6 tRNA genes and 1 rRNA gene (1 of these 7 only partly in view) are annotated in these 2,500 nt (G+C 52.6%); all 7 read right to left on the reverse strand.

What is annotated here, in order from left to right:
* Window positions 1-1,280 (reverse strand): 16S ribosomal RNA (locus tag CIG75_RS18315); it reaches 265 nt to the left of the window's first position.
* Between the two features lie 426 nt (window positions 1,281-1,706).
* Window positions 1,707-1,783 (reverse strand) — tRNA-Pro (locus tag CIG75_RS18320).
* A 7-nt stretch (window positions 1,784-1,790) separates the two neighbouring features.
* Window positions 1,791-1,867: transfer RNA gene (locus tag CIG75_RS18325), tRNA-Arg, on the reverse strand.
* 21 nt (window positions 1,868-1,888) lie between these two features.
* A tRNA-Lys gene (locus CIG75_RS18330) sits at window positions 1,889-1,964 on the reverse strand.
* 3 nt (window positions 1,965-1,967) lie between these two features.
* Window positions 1,968-2,044 (reverse strand) — tRNA-Pro (locus CIG75_RS18335).
* Between the two features lie 20 nt (window positions 2,045-2,064).
* Window positions 2,065-2,140, reverse strand: a tRNA-His gene (locus tag CIG75_RS18340).
* 6 nt (window positions 2,141-2,146) lie between these two features.
* Window positions 2,147-2,222: transfer RNA gene (locus CIG75_RS18345), tRNA-Trp, on the reverse strand.
* Between the last annotated feature and the right edge of the window lie 278 nt (window positions 2,223-2,500).

A 2,500-nucleotide genomic window follows, 5' to 3' on the forward strand; every position in this document is an offset into this window, starting at 1 on the left:
GCTCCGCCTCGCGGCCTCGCAACCCTTTGTACCGCCCATTGTAGCACGTGTGTAGCCCAAGACATAAGGGGCATGATGATTTGACGTCATCCCCGCCTTCCTCCGGTTTGTCACCGGCAGTCAATTGTGAGTGCCCAACTGAATGATGGCAACACAATTTAGGGGTTGCGCTCGTTGCGGGACTTAACCCAACATCTCACGACACGAGCTGACGACAACCATGCACCACCTGTCACCGCTGCCCCGAAGGGAAGGTCTATCTCTAGACCGGTCAGCGGGATGTCAAGTCTTGGTAAGGTTCTTCGCGTTGCTTCGAATTAAACCACATGCTCCACTGCTTGTGCGGGCCCCCGTCAATTCCTTTGAGTTTCAGTCTTGCGACCGTACTCCCCAGGCGGAGTGCTTAATGCGTTAGCTTCGGCACTGAGGGTGGTACCCCCCAACACCTAGCACTCATCGTTTACGGCGTGGACTACCAGGGTATCTAATCCTGTTTGCTCCCCACGCTTTCGCGCCTCAGCGTCAGAAATCGGCCAGCAAGGCGCCTTCGCCACAGGTGTTCCTCCACATCTCTACGCATTTCACCGCTACACGTGGAATTCCCCTTGCCTCTCCGATCCTCAAGCCATCCCGTATCCAAGGCAGTCCCAAGGTTGAGCCTTGGGCTTTCACCCCGGACGCAGATGGCCGCCTGCGCGCGCTTTACGCCCAGTGATTCCGGACAACGCTTGCCCCCTACGTATTACCGCGGCTGCTGGCACGTAGTTAGCCGGGGCTTCCTCCTCTGTTACCGTCAGGGTGTGAGCATTCTCTTCTCACACTTGTTCTTCACAGAAGACAGAATTTTACAACCCGAAGGCCTTCATCATTCACGCGGCGTTGCTCCATCAGGCTTGCGCCCATTGTGGAAGATTCCCTACTGCTGCCTCCCGTAGGAGTCTGGGCCGTGTCTCAGTCCCAGTGTGGCCGATCACCCTCTCAGGTCGGCTACGCATCGTCGCCTTGGTGAGCCGTTACCTCACCAACTAGCTAATGCGCCGCGGGCTCATCCGACAGTGAAGCGAAAGCTTCTTTCTCGATCCCCTCATGCGAAGGAATCGCTTATCCGGTATTAGCACTCGTTTCCAAGCGTTATCCCAGTCTGTCGGGCAGATTGCCCACGTGTTACTCACCCGTCCGCCGCTAACCTTTGGAAGCAAGCCCCCTCCGGTCCGCTCGACTTGCATGTATTAGGCACGCCGCCAGCGTTCGTCCTGAGCCAGGATCAAACTCTCAATAAAAGTTGAAAAAGTTTGTATCTTGACTCGCATCAGATCTCTGTAACACTCGTTTAGTTTTCAAGGATCAATCTGTTCATTTCCCAACATCGCGACAGGAAGTCGCGAACTAAGTTAGGCTACCATCTTGTGTCGCTCGAGGCGACGCATATTAACTTACCACATTGAAGACTAGGATGTCAACTGGTAAATTGGAACTGTTTCTTCATCGCTGCGACTCTCGCGGCGACAAGGACTATCTTATCACGCCCCACTTTCCCGCTCAATCTCCCGAGTGAAACAAACCCGTACAAATTTGAGGATCGGCATAGTTGTTCTCCAACAAACTCACGCAATCATCAACAAGCGCATCACTCAGAGTTCCAATAGCTATACAAAAAAAACGGGGCCAGGCTCTTTGATAAGAACCTGACCCCGCTTGATAAATGATGGTCGGAATGCAGGGATTCGAACCCTGGACCTCACGCTCCCGAAGCGTGCGCGCTACCAAGCTGCGCTACATTCCGTTAAAACTGGCGTGCCCTAAGAGATTCGAACTCCTGGCCTTTTGATTCGTAGTCAAACGCTCTATCCAGCTGAGCTAAGGGCACATATTATATTTAGAAAAACAGTGGTGAGCCATGAAGGACTCGAACCTTCGACCCACTGATTAAAAGTCAGTTGCTCTACCAACTGAGCTAATGGCTCACATGGTCGGAATGCAGGGATTCGAACCCTGGACCTCACGCTCCCGAAGCGTGCGCGCTACCAAGCTGCGCTACATTCCGACAAAAAATCAAGGAAATGATGGGGCGACCGAGGGGAATCGAACCCCCGAATGCCAGAGCCACAATCTGGTGCGTTAACCACTTCGCCACGGCCGCCATCATTGGCAGGGGCAGTAGGACTTGAACCCACGACATCCGGTTTTGGAGACCGACGTTCTACCAACTGAACTATACCCCTGTATGAAAATGTCTCGCATCTAGTAACCGCTCAATCGCGGCGACAGGAATTATCTTATCACGTATCCACCAAACGCTCAATAGCATGTCCCAAACAAATTGAATCAAAATCATTCGTACTCCTGTATGCGACCTGCCATGCTATCTATTACTTCCTCATTCGTCCTATACCGTATGAGTCTCATTCCGGGCATGCCACCTCTGTCTTCACTCATTTTGAAGTATCACGCACCAGAAAAGATACAAGTTGAACGGCCAACACAGAGCATCAGATTACGT

Source organism: Tumebacillus algifaecis (assembly GCF_002243515.1).
Lineage (GTDB): Bacteria > Bacillota > Bacilli > Tumebacillales > Tumebacillaceae > Tumebacillus_A > Tumebacillus_A algifaecis.